13 protein-coding genes and 2 pseudogenes are annotated in these 19469 nt (G+C 60.0%); 4 read left to right on the top strand and 11 right to left on the bottom strand.

Annotated features, from left to right (window positions below; genetic code table 11):
• Window positions 1-11: 11 nt before the first annotated feature.
• Both arcA and arcD (VY732_RS22940) read right to left on the bottom strand, forming a co-directional pair.
• Window positions 12-1268: an arginine deiminase gene (gene arcA / locus VY732_RS22945; protein ID WP_331691844.1), complete on the bottom strand. Its 1257-nt coding sequence runs from the start codon at window positions 1266-1268 to the stop codon at window positions 12-14.
• 33 nt (window positions 1269-1301) lie between these two features.
• A complete protein-coding gene (gene arcD / locus VY732_RS22940; RefSeq protein ID WP_008086807.1) occupies window positions 1302-2729 on the bottom strand; it encodes an arginine-ornithine antiporter in 1428 nt (475 codons plus the stop codon).
• A 437-nt stretch (window positions 2730-3166) separates the two neighbouring features.
• On the opposite strand from arcD (VY732_RS22940), the gene arcD (VY732_RS22935) reads away from it, so the two are divergent.
• Entirely contained in the window at window positions 3167-4594 is a 1428-nt protein-coding gene (arcD, locus tag VY732_RS22935; protein WP_331691843.1) for an arginine-ornithine antiporter, read from the top strand.
• Window positions 4591-5454, top strand: a complete 864-nt coding sequence (locus VY732_RS22930; protein ID WP_331691842.1) for a DNA-3-methyladenine glycosylase family protein — start codon at window positions 4591-4593, stop codon at window positions 5452-5454. The genes arcD (VY732_RS22935) and VY732_RS22930 overlap by 4 nt, the downstream gene beginning before the upstream one ends.
• 339 nt (window positions 5455-5793) lie before the next feature.
• Here VY732_RS22930 and VY732_RS22925 read toward each other — a convergent pair whose 3' ends face one another.
• The 9 genes and pseudogenes from VY732_RS22925 to gap form a co-directional block, all read right to left on the bottom strand.
• Window positions 5794-7143, bottom strand: a complete 1350-nt coding sequence (locus VY732_RS22925; RefSeq protein WP_331691841.1) for a CoA transferase — start codon at window positions 7141-7143, stop codon at window positions 5794-5796.
• Window positions 7144-7315: 172 nt separating this feature from the next.
• Window positions 7316-7843: pseudogene (locus VY732_RS30070) on the bottom strand (methyl-accepting chemotaxis protein); the annotation flags it as partial.
• A gap of 330 nt (window positions 7844-8173) precedes the next feature.
• Window positions 8174-9181, bottom strand: a pseudogene (locus VY732_RS30065) (PDC sensor domain-containing protein); the annotation flags it as partial.
• A 463-nt stretch (window positions 9182-9644) separates the two neighbouring features.
• A complete protein-coding gene (locus VY732_RS22915; protein WP_331691839.1) occupies window positions 9645-10055 on the bottom strand; it encodes a YbaN family protein in 411 nt (136 codons plus the stop codon).
• A 162-nt stretch (window positions 10056-10217) separates the two neighbouring features.
• Entirely contained in the window at window positions 10218-10814 is a 597-nt protein-coding gene (locus tag VY732_RS22910; RefSeq protein ID WP_038366589.1) for a biliverdin-producing heme oxygenase, read from the bottom strand.
• 111 nt (window positions 10815-10925) lie between these two features.
• Window positions 10926-13511 carry a TonB-dependent receptor gene (locus VY732_RS22905; protein WP_331691838.1) on the bottom strand — a complete coding sequence of 862 codons (2586 nt, stop codon included), beginning with the start codon at window positions 13509-13511 and terminating at the stop codon, window positions 10926-10928.
• Window positions 13512-13633: 122 nt separating this feature from the next.
• Entirely contained in the window at window positions 13634-14599 is a 966-nt protein-coding gene (locus tag VY732_RS22900) for a FecR family protein (protein WP_123593663.1), read from the bottom strand.
• Between the two features lie 125 nt (window positions 14600-14724).
• On the bottom strand, window positions 14725-15243 hold the full coding sequence (locus VY732_RS22895; protein WP_122598769.1) for an RNA polymerase sigma factor: 519 nt from the start codon (window positions 15241-15243) through the stop codon (window positions 14725-14727).
• A 190-nt stretch (window positions 15244-15433) separates the two neighbouring features.
• On the bottom strand, window positions 15434-16435 hold the full coding sequence (gene gap, locus VY732_RS22890) for a type I glyceraldehyde-3-phosphate dehydrogenase (protein WP_077574258.1): 1002 nt from the start codon (window positions 16433-16435) through the stop codon (window positions 15434-15436).
• A 220-nt stretch (window positions 16436-16655) separates the two neighbouring features.
• Between gap and edd the strand changes: the two genes are divergently transcribed.
• Window positions 16656-18482 (top strand): phosphogluconate dehydratase, encoded by a 1827-nt coding sequence (gene edd, locus VY732_RS22885; protein ID WP_137218817.1) that lies wholly within the window; start codon window positions 16656-16658, stop codon window positions 18480-18482.
• Complete coding sequence (locus VY732_RS22880) at window positions 18479-19438, top strand: glucokinase (protein ID WP_123593660.1); 960 nt, start codon at window positions 18479-18481, stop codon at window positions 19436-19438. The genes edd and VY732_RS22880 overlap by 4 nt, the downstream gene beginning before the upstream one ends.
• Window positions 19439-19469: the final 31 nt, after the last annotated feature.

The raw sequence follows: 19469 nt of genomic DNA, 5'->3' as shown, positions 1-19469 counted from the left end.
GGCTCAGAGGTTTAGTAATCGATCGGGTCGCGGATGATCGGGCAGGTCATGCAGTGGCCACCGCCACGGCCTCGGCCCAGTTCACCGGCGCTGATGGTGATGACTTCCACGCCTGCCTTGCGCAGCAGGGTGTTGGTGTAGGTGTTGCGGTCGTAGCCGATGACCACGCCCGGCTCCACGGCCACCACGTTGTTACCGTCGTCCCATTGCTCGCGTTCGGCGGCGAAGCTGTTGCCGCCGGTTTCCACCACGCGCAGCTTCGACAGGTTGAGGGCTTTGGCCACGGTGTCGAGGAAGGTGCCTTCTTCGCGGCGGATGTCGATGCCGCCCTGTTTGCTTTCGTCAGGGCGCAGGGTGAACGCAACAATCTGGTTCACCACTTCCGGGAAAATCGTCACCAGGTCGCGGTCGCAGAAGCTGAACACGGTGTCGAGGTGCATCGCGGCGCGGGACTTCGGCAGGCCGGCAACGATGACTTTTTCCACGGCTTTGTTCTTGAACAGGTTCAGCGCCAGTTGGCCGATGGCCTGACGCGATGAGCGCTCGCCCATACCGATCAACACCACACCGTTGCCGATTGGCATGACGTCGCCGCCTTCAAGCGTCGAGCTGCCGTGTTCCTTGTCCGGATCGCCGTACCAGATTTCGAATTCGGCGTTGGTGAACTGTGGGTGGAATTTGTAGATGGCGGTGGCCAGCAGGGTTTCCTGACGGCGCGCTGGCCAGTACATCGGGTTCAGCGTCACGCCGCCGTAGATCCAGCAGGTGGTGTCGCGGGTGAACTGGGTGTTCGGCAGCGGCGGCAGAATGAAGCTGGAGTGGCCGAGGAAGTCGCGGAACATCTGGATGGTCTTGCCACCGAAGCTGTCCGGCAGGTCATCGGCAGACACGCCGCCAATCAGGAACTCGGCGATGTGCCGTGGCTCGAGGCTTTTCAGCCAGGACTTCACTTCGTTGATCAGGCCCAGGCCCACCGAGTCGGCGGTGACCTTGCGCTCGAGAATCCAGTCCAGTGCTTCAGGGATGGCGACGATGTCGGTGAGCAGGTTGTGCATTTCCAGCACTTCGATGCCGCGCTCGCGCATTTTAGTCACGAAGTCGAAGTGGTCGCGCTTGGCCTGAGCCACCCAGAGCACGTCATCGAACAGCAGTTCATCGCAGTTGTTCGGGGTCAGCCGCTGATGGGCCAGACCTGGGGAGCACACCATGACTTTGCGCAGTTTGCCGGCTTCGGAATGGACGCCGTACTTAACTTTTTCCGTGGTCATTTCAGATCCTCCAGATAACAAAACAATCAGGGATTACAGAGTCAGGAAGCCGTCGTAGAGACCGTAGGCAGCCACCAGGGCACCCACGACCACTGCGGCGAAAATCAGCTTCTCGACGTTAGTGAAAATCGGTTGTTTGAGTTCCAGCTTGGCCTTGGCGAACAGGATCGCGCCGGGTGCGTAGAGCAGGGCCGAGAGCAGCAGATACTTGACCCCGCCGGCATACAGCAGCCACACCGCATAGATCAGCGCGATGCCGCCGATAATCAGATCCTTGCGCCGCTCGGCCGCGAAGCCTTCGTAGCTCTCGCCGCGCACCGCCAGCAGCAGGGCATAGGCTGCCGACCACAGGTACGGCACCAGAATCATAGAAGTGGCGAGGTAGATCAGCGACAGGTAAGTACTCGCCGAGAACAGCGTGATGATCAGGAAAATTTGCACCATCGCGTTGGTCAGCCACAGGGCGTTGACCGGTACGTGGTTGGCATTTTCCTTACGCAGGAACTCCGGCATGGTGTGGTCTTTGGCGGCGGCGAACATGATCTCCGCGCACAGCAGCACCCACGACAGCAGTGCCCCCAGCAACGAGATGATCAGACCGACGCTGATCAGCACCGCACCCCAGTGACCGACCACATGCTCAAGCACGGCCGCCATCGACGGGTTCTGCAGTTTCGCCAGTTCCGGTTGGGTCATGATGCCCAGCGACAGTACGTTCACCAGCACCAGAAACAGCAGCACGGTGATGAAGCCGATCACGGTGGCCTTACCGACGTCCGAGCGTTTTTCCGCGCGGGCCGAGAAGATGCTCGCGCCCTCGATGCCGATGAACACCCACACGGTGACCAGCATCATGTTGCGCACCTGGTTCATCACACTGCCCAGATCCGGGTTTTTGATGCCCCAGATGTCGGCGGTGAAGATGTCCAGTTTGAAAGCGAACACCGCGATCAACACGAACAGCAGCAGCGGTACGACCTTGGCGACCGTGGTCACCAGGTTGATGAACGCCGCTTCCTTGATCCCGCGCAGCACCAGAAAGTGCACCGCCCACAACAGCACCGAGGCGCCAATCACCGCAGCAACGGTGTTGCCCTCACCGAAAACCGGAAAGAAATAGCCGAGGGTGCTGAACAGCAGAACGAAGTAACCGACGTTACCCAGCCAGGCGCTGATCCAGTAACCCCACGCGGACGAGAAACCCATGTAATCGCCAAAACCGGCCTTGGCGTAGGCGTAGACACCGCCGTCCAGGTCAGGCTTGCGATTGGCGAGGGTTTGAAAGACAAAAGCGAGGGTGAGCATGCCGACAGCGGTGATGGCCCAACCGATCAGTACGGCACCGACATCGGCGCTGGCGGCCATGTTTTGAGGCAAGGAGAATATCCCGCCACCGATCATTGAACCGACTACCAATGCAACCAGTGCACCTAGTCTTAGTTTTCCGGGAGCTTCAGACATTGCATGACTCCATTGCAGGAGAGAAGAGATCACAGCGTAGTTCTGTTGTCTGTTCAAACAGCTGACTTGGATCAGTTCATGGTCACATTCCATTGTTAATGAATGACTTAGGCTTCGACTGAAGGCATAAAGCTATTGCCTGCAAGGCCCGTCCTAGAGGCTTTCTGGCTACATTTTTGGGAATGGCTATTATTACTTTCGAATTATCACGCTAGTTCTTTTTCAGCTTTTGGCAAATTTTCCGCCTCTGTTTTCAGTACAGAATTGAATTATCGGGATCAGCGCACAAAACTGTCTTAACGTGCTAGGCGTTAGCGTCATCCGCTATATATAAACAGGCGTTAATTGGCGTTACCTGATAAACGTCATCTACCTTTATCCGTTTAGTTAATAGTTGTTACAAATGCACGCTCACCACACTTCAAAGGGAAACTGAAATGTCGCAACCGACGCAAAAGCTGCGCCTTGGCGCGTTGATCGCCCTGGTGGTGGGTTCGATGATTGGCGGGGGGATTTTCTCGCTGCCGCAGAACATGGCGGCGCGCGCCGATGCCGGGGCGATTCTGATCGGTTGGGGGATTACCGCGATTGGCATGCTGACCCTGGCGTTTGTGTTTCAGACGCTGGCCAACCGCAAGCCGGAACTGGACTCGGGTGTCTACGCGTACGCCAAGGCCGGATTTGGCGACTACATGGGGTTTTCCTCGGCGTGGGGTTACTGGATCAGTGCCTGGCTGGGCAACGTCGGTTACTTCGTCCTGCTGTTCAGCACCCTCGGTTACTTCTTTCCGGTGTTCGGGCAAGGCAATACGCCAATCGCCATCGGCTGCGCGTCGGTGCTGCTGTGGGCCGTGCATTTTCTGGTGATGCGCGGGATCAAGGAGGCGGCGCTGATCAATCAGCTGACCACGGTGGCGAAAGTCGTACCGCTGATCATGTTCATCGTCATCGCTGCCGTCGCCTTCAAGGCTGACATTTTTACCCGCGACATCTGGGGCACCAGCAACCCGAATTTCGGCGGGGTGATGGATCAGGTGCGCAACATGATGCTGGTCACGGTGTTCGTGTTCATCGGCATCGAAGGCGCCAGCGTGTACTCGGCGCGGGCGGAAAAACGCAGCGACGTCGGTCGCGCCACGGTCATCGGTTTTGTCGGCGTGCTGGCGCTGCTGGTGTTGGTCAACGTGCTGTCGCTGGGGATCATGAGTCAGCCGGAGCTGGCCAATCTGCAGAACCCGTCACTGGCGGCGGTGCTCGAGCATATCGTCGGGCCGTGGGGCGCGCTGTTGATCAGCATCGGACTGGCGATTTCACTGCTCGGTGCGTTGTTGTCGTGGGCGCTGCTGTGTGCGGAGATTCTCTTCGCCACCGCCAAGGACAAGACCATGCCGGCGTTCCTGAAAAAGGAAAACAAGAACCACGTGCCGGTCAATGCGTTGTGGCTGACCAACGTGATGATCCAGATTTTCCTGTTGATTACGCTGTTTTCGGCGGGCACTTACACCAGTCTGATTTATCTGGCGTCGTCGATGATTCTGGTGCCGTATCTGTGGTCGGCGGCGTACGCGGTGCTGCTCAGCGGACGCGGCGAAACCTATGAGCATGCCTCGGCAGAGCGCACCAAGGACCTGCTGATCGGCGGCATCGCCCTAGGGTATGCGGTGTGGTTGTTGTATGCCGGCGGGGTGAAGTATTTGCTGTTGTCGGCGTTGCTCTATGCGCCAGGGGTGATCCTGTTTGCCAAGGCCAAGCATGAACAGGGCGAGCCGTTGTTCACCCATGTCGAGAAGGGCATTTTCACCTGCGTGGTCATCGGCGCGGGGCTGGCGGCGTATGGGTTGTACAGCGGGGTGCTGTCGTTGTGAGGTTGTCGCTTGCCTATGCGCCGCCGTATGACTGGGACGCAATGCTGGGGTTTCTCGCGGCGCGGGCGGTGGTCGGGATGGAGGTTGTGGTCGAGGATGTGTACTCGCGCAGCATCGGGTTGAACGGGCTTCATGGCACGGTTTCAATTTGGCCTGAGGCAGGGAATGCCTTGGCGGTTGAGCTGGATTTTCCTGATCCGTTGATGGTGCCCGAGATCGTTATCAGGTTGCGGCGGATGTTTGATCTGGATGCGGATCTGGCGCTGATGCACGGGCATTTGGCGAGTGATCCGTTGCTGGCGCGGTTGATTGCCGAGCGTCCGGGGTTGCGGATTCCCGGTGCGTGGGATGGCTTGGAGTTGGCCTTTCGCGCGGTGCTCGGGCAGCAGATTACGGTGCTGGCGGCGATTCGTTTGGCGGGGAAACTGGTTGGGCAATATGGCGCGCCGCTGGATTCGGGCGTGCCTGGATTGACCCATGTGTTTCCCGAGGCGCAGGTGCTGGCAGCGGCAGATCTGGCGGCGCTGGGCATGCCGAAAAGTCGTGGGCGCACGCTGTCGGGCGTCGCACAGGCATTGCTGGATGATCCTTGGTTATTTGAGCCAAATCGCGAAGGCGGCGTGGCGCGGTTGTTGGCGTTGCATGGGATTGGCGAGTGGACGGCGCAGTACATTGCGTTGCGGCAGTTGCGCGATCTGGATGGGTTTCCGAGCGGCGATGTCGGGTTGTTACGGGCGTTGGAAGTGCTGGAAGGGCAGCGGCCAAACGCTCGGGAATTGTCTTTGCGGGCTGAGGCTTGGCGGCCTTATCGAGGGTATGCGGCGCAGCTTTTGTGGACGTCCTTGAGCCGTGCTGATTGATACATCATCGTTCGACTTGAAATTGCAGCCCTCACCCCAGCCCTCTCCCTGAGGGAGAGGGGGCCGACCGAGGTGTGTTGCGTTTTACATCGACCTGAAAGACCGAGTCGATTATGGATTCAGCGCCAATCGTTCAAGTCGGTGAATCTCTCGAAAATCTCCCAATCAGTTCCTTTTGCCTGAGGGAGAGTGGGCCGACCGAGGTGTTTTGCGCTGTCCATCGGCCTGAAACATTGAGTCGATTAGGAATTCACCAATGTTCGTTCAAGTCGGTGAATCTCTCGAATATTCCCCGATCGGTCCCCTCTCCCTCTGGGAGAGGGTTAGGGTGAGGGGCTTTTAATTCCACTGTGGGTGATGAGAACCCAGTTCTATGGCCGGCAACGCCCACTGAATCGGTGTGCCGCTGATCTTCACCGGCACCTGCAAGCGATGCGCCGGGCCCCACGGGGTTTGCTCCACCGACACCACCTGATCCTGTTCATCCTCGGCACGTAGCGCTTCGGTTGTCCCCGGCGCAGACTCGATCAACAACTTCGCCGTCCGCGCCAGCGACAATCGCGCCGAGCCACCGCGACCCGTGTTCAAACGCTCAGTCAGCAATCTGATTGCACTCGCCGCCATCAAATACCCCGTCGCATGATCCAGCGCCTGCACCGGCAACGGCGTCGGTTTATCGGCCTGTTGCCAGCGCTGCCCGGCCTCGGCGATGCCGCTGCTCATCTGCACCAGACTGTCGAAACCACGGCGGTTTTGCCACGGGCCGCTCCAGCCGTAAGCGTTGAGACCGACATCGATCAGGCCCGGCGCGAGCTGACGACGGCGCTCAACGCCGAAACCGAGATGCTCCAGTGCGTCGGCGCGGTAGCCGTGCAGCAGAATATCGGCGTCCTTCAGCAGACTTTCGAACACCGCACGATCTGCCGAGTCATGCAGATTCAACCGCGCGCAGCGTTTGCCGAGGGTCATTTCCGGGACGACACCGGGCTCGTTCCAGGTCGGTGAATCGATGCGCAATACATCGGCGCCAAGGCCGGCGAGAAAACGGCTGGCGGTGGGGCCGGCGAGCACGCGCGTCAGGTCCAGTACCTTGATCCCGGCCAACGGTTGCGCCACCGAGCCTTGCCAGGTTTGGCTGCTTTCATCTTGCGAATCGAGGAAATGCACCAGCGGCTCGGCATTCACCGCCAGCCCCTGCGGATGCGTCTGCCACTGTGCCCAACTGCGCATTTCGGCGGCGCAGCCCTTGGCCTCGACCACCGCTTGTTCCAGATCCGTACTTGCCCATTGCGCGACTTTCGCCGCCATCGCAGCACGGTCGGCGCAGGCACCGAGCACACGTTCAGCGGCGGCGCGGTGATGTGGGGCGTTGGTGTGCAGGCGGATCCAGCCATCCTGTGTGGCGTAGTCGCCGGCAACCGGGTCCCACAGCGGTGGTACTTGCCAGCCCATCGGGCGCAGCGAGGTCGAGAACCAGAACGAGGCCAGGCGTCGGTCGACTTCAATGTCGGGCAAGTGACCGGTCTGCTCTTCGATCAATTGGCTAACGGCCTGACCGGCCGCGGCGAGGCTGGCGCAGGCAAGCTCAGTGACGGCGAACGCCGAGGGCAGGGCGCCTCGGTCGGTGAACGGAATCGGCGTGTGTGACAAGCCGAGTGCGGCTTGAATGGACGTGAGCAAATCAGTCATCGAAGGCCCTCCGGAGCGAGAGGGCGATGATAGTGCAAAAAATCATTGGATTAGATGAAAGCTCCTGTAGGAGTGAGCCTGCTCGCGATCGCGGTGGGTCAGTCGACACATGCTCCACTGATCCACCGCGATCGCGAGCAGGCTCACTCCTACAAGGGAAATGCAGTGTGGCTTAGACGCGGAACTGATCCATCAATTTCATCTGCTGACTGGCCAGGGCATTGAGCTGGCTGCTGATCGCTGCCGATTCAGTGGCTTGTTCAGTCAATGTTTCGGTAACGGTACGAATCGCCGAAACGTTGCGATTCACTTCTTCAGCCACCGCACTCTGCTGCTCCGCCGCGCTGGCAATCTGCAGGTTCATGTCGCTGATCACCGTCACCGCATCGCTGATCTTGCCCAGCGCATCGACGGCCTGACGAATCTGCCCGGCGTTGTTGTGCGCCTGGGTCTGGCTCGAATGCATGGTCGCGACCACGCCACGGGTGCCGGTCTGAATCCGCTCGATCACGATGCGAATCTCTTCCACCGAATCCTGCGTGCGCTTGGCGAGGTTGCGCACTTCGTCGGCAACCACGGCAAAACCACGGCCACTCTCACCGGCACGAGCCGCTTCGATCGCCGCGTTGAGTGCCAGCAGATTGGTCTGCTCGGCGATGCTGCGGATCACTTCCAGCACCGAACCGATCTGCTCGCTGTTGACTGCCAGCGCTTCAACCTCGGTCACCGCTTTGCTGACTTCATCGGCCAGTTGATTGATGTCGCGGGTGCTGCGTTCGATGATCGACATGCCGTCCTTCGCCGACTGATCGGCACCTTTCGCCGCATTGGCCGCGTTGGAAGCGCTGTTGGCGACGTCGTGGGCGGTGGCGCTCATTTCGTTGGAGGCGGTGGCGACCTGGTCGATTTCGCGGAACTGCACCTGCATGCCTTCGCTGGTCTGACGGGCGATTTCCGAAGACTGGTCGGCGGTGCCGCGTGCTTCGGTGATGCTCTGTTTGATCTGCGCGATGGTCGGTTGCAGCTTGTCGAGGAAGCGGTTGAACCAGTTCACCAGTTCGCCCAGTTCATCCTTCTTGCTGTAGTTCAGGCGTTGGGTCAGATCGCCTTCGCCGCTGGCGATGTTCTTCAGCATCTCGGCGACGCTATTGATCGGGCGAGTAACGCCGGACGCGGTCAGCCAGATCAGCAGCAGGCCGACCAGGCCAGCGATCACGGCGACCAGCAACGCGGTGAGCACGCCGGTTTCCTGAGCATCGTCGAGCACCGCTTGCAGCTTGACCGAGTCGGCCAGCAGCACTTGTTTCGGCAGATCTATGACCACGCCCCAGGCGCGCGAGTTGCCGATCGGGTCAACCGGGTACACCGCACGAATCAGTTCGCCCTGTTCAAGAATCTTCGGTGTGCCGGAGGTCAGCAGTTGCAGCACATCCTGGCCATCGGCGCCGAGGGTGTCGCTGATTTTTTTACCGACCTTGGTGGCGTTGGAACTGTCGGCAGCGAGCACGCCGCTGCCGGAGACGATCAGCATGTGTCCGGCGTTGTTGAACAGGTTGCGCTGGGAGTCCACGGCGGCTGCTTGCAGGGCGTCGAGGGCAATGTCGACACCGACGACACCGATGGCTTTACCGTCGACGATCAGCGGCACGGAAATGGTCGTCATGAGCATTTCCTTGCCGCCGACGGTATCGGCATACGGGTCGAGCAGGCAGGTGCGCTTGTTGTCGCGAGGGCAGGTGTACCAACTGTTGTAGGGCGTGCCGCTGACGCTAAGGGTGGTTTTGGTCAGGTCTTCTTCGACCATGATCGTATTCAGCGAGGCGCCGGCGGCGCGGCTCCAGTAAGTCGCGAAGCGCCCGGCTTCGTTGGACTGACGCGCGGCATCGTTGGTGAATTCGCTGTCCTTGCCGTCGAGAGCATTCGGTTCGAAAGCGAGCCAGATGCCGAGCACTTTATCGTTGCGCTCAAAAGCGGTTTTCAGGCTCAGGTTCAACTCTTCGCGCAACGCACCGGCGTCCAGTGAACGCTTGGCGGCCATGACGCGCATGTCCTTGATCTGATCCGCTACGGCCGTGATCACCGTCAGGCTTTCGCCAAAGGTTTTCTGCACCCGCACCGCTTGCTCGGCGGCTTTGGCTTGCAGCAGATTCTCGACACTGGCGGTGAGCAGCTTGTTGCTGGAGTTGCTGACCAGTTCGTCGTTCTGATTGGTCTGGTAGATGTTCATGCCGACGATCAGCGCAACCACACCGAGCAGGCACAGGCCGGAGAGCAGGACGATTTTCAGGCGAATGGACAGAGAGTCGAACATGGGGCGATCTCGCGAATGAATAAACGGGTGGCATTCGGGCAGGAACTACCCGGTTCGCCAAATCCATTCAGCGCCATTCAATGCTCATCGGCGTGGAAGCAGAGGTCATGAGGCGCGTGCCGACGGACGGTCAGCGCTAAACGTTTGCGCAGGGGAAAGTGCTGAAAAAGCGAATAATTACAGGGATGTTTCAGTGCGAAGACGGGTCAGTGCAGACCCGGATGGATTCCGGGCGCGACCAGATCCACAGATTGCCCAGGCTCATCCCGGCAATCGCCAGATAGACCGGCCAGCCATGATCGAGCATCACCAGCATTAACGTCGCGCAAAGCAACATGCTCACTGTCGCGCTGACTTTGGCCTTGCGCGCGATGATCTTGCCGTTGCGCCAGTTGCTGAGGATCGGCCCGAACAGGCGATGGTTTTCCAGCCAGGCACTCAGGCGCGGCGAACTGCGGGTCGCGGCCCAAGCGGCGAGGAGGATGAACTCGGTGGTCGGCAGGCCGGGCACGACAATGGCGATCAGGCCGATGCCGAGGCTGACGTAGGCCAAGAGGCCGAACAGCACGCGGGCGAGTTTCGTGGAGGCGGGTTGCGGCATGGGCTACGCGGCGGCTTCTGAAGCGGAAAGGAGATCTTACAGGCTTACGCAGTTCCCCTGTAGGAGTGAGCCTGCTCGCGATAGCGGTGTATCAGTCGACATTCATATTGAATGACAGGACGCCATCGCGAGCAGGCTCACTCCTACAGGATGTGTGTTGTGTCAGGCCGGTTCGGCTTCTGTGGCGTAAGCCTGTTCCAGCAGCACGGTGAAACGGTTGAACGCGTCGATCGCACCTTGCTCGACTTCAGCTTCTTCTTCAGCGCTGAACTGCAGCGAATCGAGGGTGCGCACGAAGCTCTTCCAGCCTTCGGCACGGCCACCTTCAGGCTCGCCCAGGTGACGGGCGCCAAAGGTTTCGCTCAGCTCCAGCGCCACAGCGCGTTTGATCAGGAACGCCGCACCGAGCTTCGAACCTTCGGAGACAAAGATCCAGCCCAGTGCGCGAGCCTTGCTCGGATTTTTCACCGCGCCTGCGACCGGCGCCGGCACTTCGGTGTCCAGATCCGCCAGGTCAGCCTTGGCCGCTTCGGCGCGGCAACGGGCCGGCAGATCCGGGACGATGGCGGTCAGTTCGGCATCGTTGTACAGCTCGACCAGTTCCGACTGGAACAGGTACTGCGCGACGACAAAACGGGCGAAGTTGGCGCGGGTCTCGAACGGCGCGTGAGCCTTCACCAGCGCATCGAGTTTGCTGTGCGGCTCATGGGTGATCTGGTTCAGGCGTTGTGAACGCAGGGCTTTTTCCGAAGTGGTCATGACATGTCCTTGATAAAAGAGGCGCTTGATAACGAGACGAACAAGACGCCGTGCAAGCGTAAAAAAACCTCACGGCGCGATGCCAGAACACGCGCAGTGAGGTTCGCCGGATCAGATGTCCCAGATCAGATTGATCGCGAAGTTACGGCCCGGTTGGGTCAGGCGATCAAGGTTGGCCGGCTGCGTCACCGACGCTTCGCCGACGCTGTCGTAACCGCGCACGTCATCCCACAGCCAGTATTTCTTGTCGGTCAGGTTGTAGATGCCGCCGCTGACGGTGACGTCGTCGGTGACTTTGTAATAACCGGCCAGATCAAGAATGCCGAAACCCGGGGTTTTGAACTGGCTGCTGACGCCATCCGGCGACTTGAAGTTGCTGTCGTCGACGCGATCCTTTTTCTTCACCACGGTCCAGCTCAGCAGGCCACCGTAGTTGTCCTGGTCGTAACCCAGACCGAACACGCCGGTCAGCGGGTTAACGCTGTTGATCGGTTCGCCGTTGTCGTTGTTGCGACCGTAGGCGTAGGCGATCGAGCCTTGGGTGTAGAGGCCTTGCGGCGCGCCAAACGCATCCAGGTTCAGGCGACCTTTGACTTCCGCACCCTTGATGGTGGCGTGCTTGATGTTGGCCGACTGGAAGGTCAGCTCGTTGCGGCCCGGGGTCACGGCGTCTTCGTTGATGAAATCGCGGTACTTGTTATAGAACACCGCCACGTCGAACGAACCGTGCTCGAAGTTACCGCGCAGACCGGTTTCATAGCTTTTGCTTTTCTCCGGTTCGAGGTCCGGGTTCGGCGCCACGCTGTAACCGGTGGTGGTGTTTTCGAAGCGGCCGTACAGGGCTTTCGCGGTCGGGGTGCGGAAGCCTTCGGCGTACTGACCGTACCAGGTGTAATTCTCGGTCAGGGCGTAGGTCAGGCCGAATTTCGGCGAGACTTTGTGCCAGGTCTTGTTCTTGTCGCTGACCGTGCCTTGGCCGTCAGCCGCCACGGTGTTGAGGAATTCCTGAGTGATGTGCGGCTTGAGCTGGGTGTAGTCGTAGCGCAGGCCCGGCAGGAAGGTCCAGTTGTTCCAGCTGATCTGATCCTGAGCGAACACGCTGTAGGTGTTGATGGTCGGGTCCGGGAAGTCGGTAGCCTTGGCCAATACGTCAGCGGTGCTGGTCGCACCAATGGCGGTGCAGCTACGACCGACGGCCAGGCAGGTGCCGTCGCCGCTGCGCGAACCGGTGACTTTCTGTTGCTTGAGGGTGGTGCCGTAAGTCAGGACGTGATCGGTAACGCCGAGGGCGAACGCCTTGTCCAGTTGCGCGTCGAACACCCACTGTTTCTCTTCGTAGATCGTGTCACGAGTACGCAGCACTTGGCGGGTGATCGGGTAGTAGAACTCGGTGGTGCTCTGGTCAGTCTTGGCGATCTGGTGGTTGAGGCTCCACTTCACGTTATCGACCAGCAGGCTGTCGAGGGCGAACGAGTGTTCGATGCCGATACGCTCACGAGTGATCGTGTCGTTACCGGTGCGCCACTGGTACATGCCGCCGGGCAGTACGCTGTTCGGAATGGTCGGGGCGCCGTTGAAGTACGGGCCGCCGTAGGCACTTTTCTGATCGGTGTCGCGATCATCCTTGTACTTTTCGTAGGTCAGGCCCAGACGCGAATCTTCGTTGTAGTTCCAGCCGATCTTGGCCAGCACGTTGTAGGCGTTGACGTCTTCCGGGTTGGCGGCGGTGCGCTCAAGGCCAGTGCCATTGTTGCTGCCATAGGAATCGGTTTCGTGACCGTCGCGCTGGCTGTAGTGCAGCAAACCGTCGAACTGGTCAGCGCGGCCGGCCACGGTGGCGGACTTCAACCAGCTGTCATCGGCGGAGCTGTAACCGGTTTTCAGACGCGCACCGACGTCTTTGCCGGGCTTGATGATGTCGTCAGCATCGAGGGTGTAGTAGCTGACAGCGCCGCCGATGGCGTTGCTGCCGTAGAGCACCGAGGCCGGGCCACGGAGGATTTCCACGCGTTTGACGATTTCCGGGTCAACGTAATTGCGCTGGGTCTTGGCATACGGGCCGTTGAAGAAACCGTCCGGCACTTCCACGCCATCAACCTGAGTCAGGATGCGATCACCGTCGATACCACGGATGTTGTAGCCGCTGATGCCGCCACGGGTGCCGGCGCCGCCGACGGAAACACCCGGCTCGTAGCGGACCAGATCCTTGATGGTGTTTACGTTGTTGCGGTCCAGATCCTGGCGGGTCTGCACAGTGACGGTGGCCGGTACGCTGTTGACCGACTGCTCCTGACGGGTGGCGCTGATGGTCACCTGATCGAGATTGAGCGTGCCGCTGGCGTTGCGCTTTTCCAGCACAACGTTGTTGTTGCTGATTTTGCGGAAGCTCAGGTTGGTCCCCACCAACAGACGCTCCAGGGCTTTTTCCGCTGGCAGCGAGCCACGCACACCCGGCGACGACACGCCCTGACCCAGTTCTGCCGGCAAGCCGACCTGCCAACCGGTCACGGCGGTGAAGGCATTGAGTGCCGACACCAGCGGCTGCTGGCCGATGGAGAACGAGTAATCGCCCATGTTTCGCGTCGGTTGCTCGGTGGCCGCCATCAGTGGCGCAGTGCCGGCCATCAGGATGGCCGCGGTCAGCAGCGACAAGACGCGGGAAGGGGAGGAAGTCTGGCGGGTAAGGCGTGAGGACATCGATAGCGCTCCGTGTCGCACGAATCTTTATAGGGGCTGATTGGCTTCGCGTGTTGCGAATCAATTGCATTGGCTATAACGAGACGTACTGACGTTGGCTATCGAGTAAAAATAATTCTCATTTAGTTCAGGATGACTACGGCGGGGAATTCTTTCAGTTGCGCCGAGGTGATCTGAGCGAGGGAGCGAACCACGTCGAGCGGCTGATCGAGACGGTAATTGCCGGTCACGGCGACGTCGGCCAGTTGCTCGTTGGTGTTGATGATCCAGCCCGGGTAGTAGCGGCGCAATTCGGCCAGCACCTGATTCAGCGGGCAGTTCTCGAACACCAGTCGGCCCTGGACCCATGCCAGATCGGTGTTGGCGTCGAGTTTGGCCGGGCGGTCGAAACCGTTGGGGCCAATGCGGATGCTCTCCCCAGCGGTCAGTCGCACGCGAGCATCGTTGTGGGTGGCGCGCAGATCGACGTCGCCACGTTGTACATTGACCTGCGCGACGCCATCGAGATAACGCACCGCGAACGCAGTATCGCGCACGCTGGCAGTGACCGGCCCGGCATCGATTTCCAGCGGTTGACTGCGCCCGCTGGCAATCTCGAAAAACGCCTCGCCCTGAAACAACCGGGCAACGCGCTGCTGATCGTTGATGGTGCTGGAGAATGCCGAATTGGTGTTGAGCAGAACTTTCGAGCCGTCCTCCAGTTGCAGACGCTGACGCTCGCCAACCACCGTGAGGTGATCGGCCTGAAGGCGCATCGGCAGATTACTGAAACTGAACAAGCCAAGGATCAGCACCGCAGCAGTGGCCAGCGGTTTCCAGTGCGGACGCAGACGCTTGAGGACGGTGACTTTCGCAGGTTTGGCCGCCAGGTTTTGCGCGCACTGGGCGACTTGCGGGCCGTCCCAGATCGCTTGGGCCTTGGCGAACGCTTCGGCATTCAACGGATCGGCCGCGAGCCAGGCATGAAACTGCCGGGTCTGCTCCTCGTCCGGGCTGCCGAGCACGATGAGCCAGTCCAGTGCCTGGTCCATTGCGTTTGCAGCGTCCTGCACCGAATCCGGCGAAGGCGAGCGGTGGGTGTCCGTCACGGTGTTTCCTCGGCAGTGTCTGCGCACGGCTGTTTTTTCAAGTGAAGCGTAAAAGTCGGGCAAGGGTAACAAAGCCCGATGATCCGTGCAGTCGATCCTGGCACTTACAGAAAAGCCCTACAGCCTCAGTCGCCATTCAGACGTTCGGCGACGCCGATGCAAATGCTCATGATCAGCTTCAATTCTTTTTGTACGGTGCTGAGGGAGACGTTCAGCTCATCAGCGATTTCCTGATAACTGTTCCCGTGCAAACGGCTGAGGATGAAAATCTGCTGCTGGCGGGGGCTGAGTTGACTGAGGCTCACATTCAGGCGCTCCAGCATCTGTTCGGCGTGGGCGGCGTCTTCGGCGCTGCTGGCCGGGGCGGCGATGCTGTGCACGACATCCTGCGGCACATCATCGACCATGGTCCGCGAGTGGATCTTGCGCGCGCGCAAATGATCCAGCGCCAGATTGCGCGCGGTCTGGAAGACAAAAGGTTCGAGGTGATCGATGGCCCGCTCGCTCAACGCCCGCGTCACACGCAGGTAGGTCTCCTGCAGCAGGTCTTCAGCGGTGCTGTGATTGTTGACCATCCGTTCCAGCGTACGCAGCAACGATGTGCGCTGGGTGAGGAAGACGTGGTTGAAGCGCGATTGACTCACGGGAGGACCTGATCGATTTCAAGCGAATGATAATGCTTATCATCTAGTCGAATGGTCAAGCCCTGATTTCAAATACAGCATAAAACCCCTGTAGGAGTGAGCCTGCTCGCGATAGCGGTAGATCAGCCACAACATCTGTGACTGACAGATAGCTATCGCGAGCAGGCTCACTCCTACAAAGGGCAACCGATTATTCCGCGTTACACAGCGCCAGGCAGTTATCCAGCATGCGATTCGAGAAGCCCCACTCGTTGTCATACCAGGCCAGCACTTTCAGCAGTTTGCCGCTGGATTTGGTGTGGTTGGCGTCGAAGATCGACGACAGCGGGTTGTGGTTGAAGTCGCTGGAAACCAGCGGCAACGTGTTGTATCCCAAAATCTTCGAATGCTGGCTTGCAGCCTTGAGCAGCGCGTTGACTTCCTCGGCGCTGGCTTCTTTTTTCAGCTGCACGGTCAAATCCACCAGCGACACATTGATCACCGGCACTCGCACGGCCATGCCGGTCAGTTTGCCGGCCAGTTCCGGCAACACCAGGCCCACCGCTTCAGCGGCGCCGGTCTTGCTCGGGATCATGTTCTGCGTGGCCGAACGCGCGCGGTACGGGTCGGTGTGATAGACGTCGGTGAGGTTCTGATCGTTGGTGTAGGCATGAATCGTGGTCATCAGACCGCTTTCAATGCCCAGTTCACGGTGCAGCACTTGTGCCACCGGTGCCAGGCAGTTGGTGGTGCACGAAGCGTTGGAGATGATTTGGTGCGACTGGCGCAGAATGTCGTGGTTCACACCATAAACGACGGTGGCGTCGGCGCCTTTTGCCGGGGCAGAGATGATCACTTTGCGGGCGCCGGCAGTAATATGCGCGGCGGCTTTGGCGCGGTCGGTGAAGAGACCGGTGCATTCGAACACCACATCAATCTTTTCCGCCGCCCATGGCAGCTCGGCCGGGTTGCGAATCGCGCTGACCGCGATGCGGTCGCCGTTGACGGTCAGACTTTCATTGTCATGCTCGACTTGCGCGTCGAACGTGCCGTGAACGGTGTCGTATTTGAGCAGATGAGCATTGATCGAGCTGTCGCCCAGATCGTTGATGGCGACGATCTGCAAATCCTGTCGATAGCCTTGGGTATACAGTGCGCGCAGGACATTACGGCCGATGCGGCCAAAACCATTGATTGCGATTCGAAGAGTCATGGAACAGCGCCGCCGTCGTTTTGTTGTTGGAATTACAAGATTATTCGCATAAAAATAGAAAACAAGCCTTTTTAGTGGCAATATTTTGTTTTATCTACAACGAGTGACCTGAATCAACTGGTCCGAATGGTCAAAAAAGCCGTCTGTCATTCCAACAACAACGGCGTTTGATCAGCATAGACAATCAGGTCGCCACATCCGTTAGCCTGGAGTTCTACACATGCATCCCCGCGTCCTTGAGGTCACCGAACGGCTTATCGCCCGCAGCCGCGCCACGCGTCAGGCTTACCTTGCACTGATTCGTGGCGCCGCCACTGACGGGCCGATGCGCGGCAAGCTGCAATGCGCCAACTTCGCCCACGGCGTGGCCGGCTGCGGCAGCGAAGACAAGCACAGCCTGCGGATGATGAACTCGGCGAACATCGCCATTGTTTCTTCGTATAACGACATGCTCTCGGCGCACCAGCCGTACGAAGTGTTCCCGGAACAGATCAAGAACGCCCTGCGCGAAATCGGCTCGGTCGGCCAATTCGCTGGCGGCACTCCGGCGATGTGCGACGGTGTCACCCAAGGCGAGCCGGGCATGGAACTGAGCCTGCCGAGCCGCGAAGTGATCGCCATGTCGACCGCTGTGGCGCTGTCGCACAACATGTTCGACGGCGCGCTGATGCTCGGCATCTGCGACAAGATCGTCCCGGGCCTGATGATGGGCTCGCTGCGCTTCGGTCATCTGCCGACGATTTTCGTCCCGGGCGGGCCGATGGTCTCGGGGATTTCCAACAAGGAAAAAGCCGACGTGCGCCAGAAGTACGCCGAAGGCAAAGCCACCCGCGAAGAGCTGCTGGAATCGGAGATGAAGTCCTACCACAGCCCGGGCACCTGCACCTTCTACGGCACCGCCAACACCAACCAGTTGCTGATGGAAGTCATGGGCCTGCACTTGCCGGGCGCCTCTTTCGTCAACCCGAACACGCCGCTGCGTGATGCGCTGACCCGCGAAGCCGCGCATCAAGTGACGCGCCTGACCAAGCAGAACGGCAACTTCATGCCGATCGGCGAAATCGTCGACGAGAAGTCGCTGGTCAACTCGATCGTCGCGCTGCACGCCACCGGCGGTTCGACCAACCACACCCTGCACATGCCGGCCATCGCCATGGCGGCGGGCATTCAACTGACCTGGCAGGACATGGCCGACCTCTCCGAAGTCGTGCCGACCCTGAGCCACGTCTACCCGAACGGCAAAGCCGACATCAACCACTTCCAGGCTGCGGGCGGCATGTCGTTCCTCATTCGCGAACTGCTCGGCGCCGGCCTGCTGCACGAAGACGTCAACACTGTGCTCGGCCACGGCTTGAGCAAATACACCAAAGAGCCGTTCCTTGATAACGGTGAACTGGTCTGGCGTGAAGGCCCGGTCGACAGCCTCGACGAAAACATTCTGCGCCCGGTCGCCCGTGCGTTCTCGCAGGAAGGCGGTTTGCGCGTGATGGAAGGCAACCTCGGTCGCGGTGTGATGAAGGTGTCTGCCGTCGCTTTGGAGAACCAGATCGTCGAAGCGCCGGCGATGGTGTTCCAGGATCAGCAGGATCTCGCCGACGCGTTCAAGGCCGGCCTGCTGGAAAAAGATTTCGTTGCGGTGATGCGCTTCCAGGGCCCGCGCTCCAACGGCATGCCTGAGCTGCACAAGATGACACCGTTCCTCGGCGTGCTGCAGGATCGCGGCTTCAAAGTCGCGTTGGTGACTGACGGGCGTATGTCCGGTGCTTCGGGGAAAATCCCCGCCGCGATTCACGTCAGCCCGGAAGCTTATGTCGGTGGCGCTTTGGCGCGCGTGCAAGAGGGCGATATCATCCGCGTCGATGGCGTCAAAGGCACCTTGGAACTCAAGGTCGACGCCGCCGAATTTGCAGCGCGCGAACCCGCCAAAGGCCTGTTGGGTAACAACATTGGCAGCGGTCGCGAACTGTTTGGTTTTATGCGTTTGGCCTTCAGCTCGGCGGAGCAGGGCGCCAGCGCCTTCACTTCTGCCCTGGAGACGCTTAATTGAAACTGGCTTTGGTCGGTGACATCGGAGGCACCAACGCGCGGTTTGCGTTGTGGAAAAACCAGCAACTGCAATCGGTTCAGGTGCTGGCCACGGCCGACCACGCCAGCCCGGAAGAGGCGATCAGCCTCTACCTGAGCGGGCTCGGTCTGGCGCCGGGTTCGATCGGTTCGGTGTGCCTGTCGGTGGCCGGCCCGGTCAGTGGTGATGAATTCAAATTCACCAACAACCACTGGCGCCTGAGCCGCACCGCGTTCTGCAAAACCTTGCAGGTCGAGCAGTTGTTGTTGGTCAATGACTTCTCGGCGATGGCGCTGGGCATGACCCGTTTGCAGCCGGGCGAATTCCGCGTGGTCTGCGAGGGCACGCCGGAGCCGTTGCGTCCGGCGGTGGTGATCGGTCCGGGCACTGGCCTTGGCGTTGGTACGTTGCTGGATCTGGGTGAAGGTCGTTTTGCGGCGTTGCCGGGCGAGGGCGGTCACGTCGATCTGCCGCTGAGCAGCCCGCGTGAAACCCAGTTGTGGCAGCACATCCACAACGAGATCGGCCATGTCAGCGCGGAAACCGCATTGAGCGGCGGCGGTCTGCCACGGGTTTACCGGGCGATCTGTGCGGTCGATGGGCATGAGCCGACACTCGACACGCCGGAAGCTATCACCGCAGCTGGTTTGGCCGGTGACCCGATTGCCCTGGAAGTTCTGGAGCAGTTCTGCTGCTGGCTCGGCCGTGTCGCCGGCAACAACGTGCTGACCACGGGCGGACGGGGTGGGGTGTATATCGTTGGTGGTGTGATTCCACGCTTTGCCGATTTCTTCCTCGAAAGCGGTTTCGCCCGTAGCTTTGCTGACAAAGGCTGCATGAGCGATTACTTCAAAGGCATTCCGGTGTGGCTGGTGACAGCGCCGTATTCCGGCCTCGTTGGCGCCGGTGTAGCCCTGGATCAATCAATCCCAACCTGAAATGCAATCAAACTGTAGGAGTGAGCCTGCT

Source organism: Pseudomonas sp. ZY71 (assembly GCF_036542145.1).
In the GTDB taxonomy this organism is placed as follows: Bacteria; Pseudomonadota; Gammaproteobacteria; order Pseudomonadales; family Pseudomonadaceae; genus Aquipseudomonas; species Aquipseudomonas koreensis_A.
This window is presented reverse-complemented; position numbering and strand designations above follow the sequence as displayed.